The organism is Microcystis sp. LE19-10.1B (assembly GCF_027530565.1).
Classification (GTDB): domain Bacteria; phylum Cyanobacteriota; class Cyanobacteriia; order Cyanobacteriales; family Microcystaceae; genus Microcystis; species Microcystis aeruginosa.
In genome coordinates this window covers 1-1,801 of the sequence record NZ_JAPZQM010000538.1, presented here as the reverse complement: position 1 = coordinate 1,801, position 1,801 = coordinate 1, and the positions used below count along the sequence as shown (strand labels likewise).

Below are 1,801 nucleotides of genomic sequence, written 5' to 3'. Positions count from 1 at the left end.
ATACTATTAGGGGTCGAGAAAATCGTCACCGACCTCCCCTCCCATTCAGAACCGTGCATGAGACTTTCACCTCACACGGCTCCTAGTTTGACGGTTCCCTTGTTAAGGATACAACTTGACATCTTTTTGTTGACCTTGTATTATCTGCATTAACATCGGGTGATGTCGAATTAGATGATTTTAGGCTTCCATCAGATGCCGATTTATCATCGTGACAGTGGCGGTGTAGTAATTGAAGGTTTTTATATTCATCCTTTCCGCCTAAGCTTATTGGGTGAATGTGGTCAACTTCAATTAAATCCGATGGGGTAAAATACTGCCCACATCGGCTACACTTGCCTTGTTGCTTCTTAAGTAGTTTGGCTACTCTTGTAGGTGTGTCAATTGCTTGTCCTCGTCTGGTCGCCCAGTAAGTCCAATTTCCGTCGTAGGGTGAAGCGTCGGCGCGTACTAGGGTATGTCTGACAATTGCTGTCCAATTATGTTTCCATAAATGGACACCATCTTTGGTTTGAAATAACCAAGATTCGTGTCTTTCTTTCCCATTGCTGAGTTTGACTGTACCCGGTCCAAAATATTTACTCAGCTTTTTGTAGTTCGCTTTACCACATCTTGATACTGTCCATGCCCTTAACATTAACCAGATTGTGTAGTCTAGTTTATTGAAGGTATCTGTGGATACTACTCCTGAATAGTAGTTTGCCCATCCTCTAATGATTGGGTTTAATTGTCTAATCAGGGCTGATTGAGGTGCTGTTTTGTGTTTTTTGATTACACCTTTTATCGCTTCTGTGTGGGCTTTAACTGCTTTTTGGCTAGGTTTAATGTGGGTTAGGAATGTTTTAGGTATTCCTTTCGTTATTTTACCTGCTTTGTATTTTCCGGCTGGGTATTGTCTGATATTGAATCCTAGAAAGTCAAAACCGGGTTCTTCCGTTTTCCCATTATATTCAATGGGTTTGAGTGTGTGACACACTCTGGTTTTTTCTGGTTTGAGTTCTAATCCAATAGGCTTTAGCCATTCAGAAATGGCAGTTTGGCACTGTTCAATGATTTCGAGTGATGGTGAAATCACTACAAAATCATCGGCATATCTTATTAAAACAGCTTGATTTATCTTATTCTTTTTGGGGAATAGTATTTCAATTAATCTTGCCATTCCATCCAGTGCGATGTTGGCTAGTAGTGGACTTATTACCCCTCCTTGAGGTGTCCCTGTTTCTGTTTCTTCAAATACGCCGTTGTCCAATACTCCTGCTTTGAGCCATTGTTTAATATCTCTTTTCAGGGAGCTTGGACAGTGAATTTTAGACAGTAAAAAGTCGTGATTAATTCGGTCAAAACACTTGGCAATATCAGCATCTAATACAAAGTAGCTACTTTTATTAATGCTAAGGTATATCCTTGATATTGCGTCATGGGCAGACCTTCCGGGTCGGAAACCGTAGCTGGTTCCTTCCATCTTTGACTCCCATTCTGGTTCGAGTGCCGATTTAATCAACGCTTGTCTTGCTCTATCTTTGATGGTTGGTATTCCTAGAGGGCGTTTTTCATCCCTACCCGGTTTAGGAATCCACACCCTTCTTAACGGTTTTGCTTTAAGTGTTCCTTTGATTTCTTCGGTTAGATTTAGCCTTTGTTCTGGGGATACTGCTATCATTCCATCGACTCCTGCTGTTTTCTTTCCTTGATTATCTTGGGTTACTTTGCGAACTGCTAATAGACGAGCGTAGTATGATTTCACTAATAGACGTTGCAACTTTCTAACCTTTGCACCCTGTCCCGATTTAGCCGCTTGGTA

At 41.2% G+C, this 1,801-nt stretch carries 1 protein-coding gene; it reads right to left on the bottom strand.

Annotated elements, in window-relative coordinates; all coding sequences use genetic code 11:
* Positions 1 to 82 precede the first annotated feature (82 nt).
* On the bottom strand, positions 83 to 1,801 hold a 1,719-nt coding region (gene ltrA / locus O9332_RS19365), incomplete at its 5' end, for a group II intron reverse transcriptase/maturase (RefSeq protein WP_288026961.1).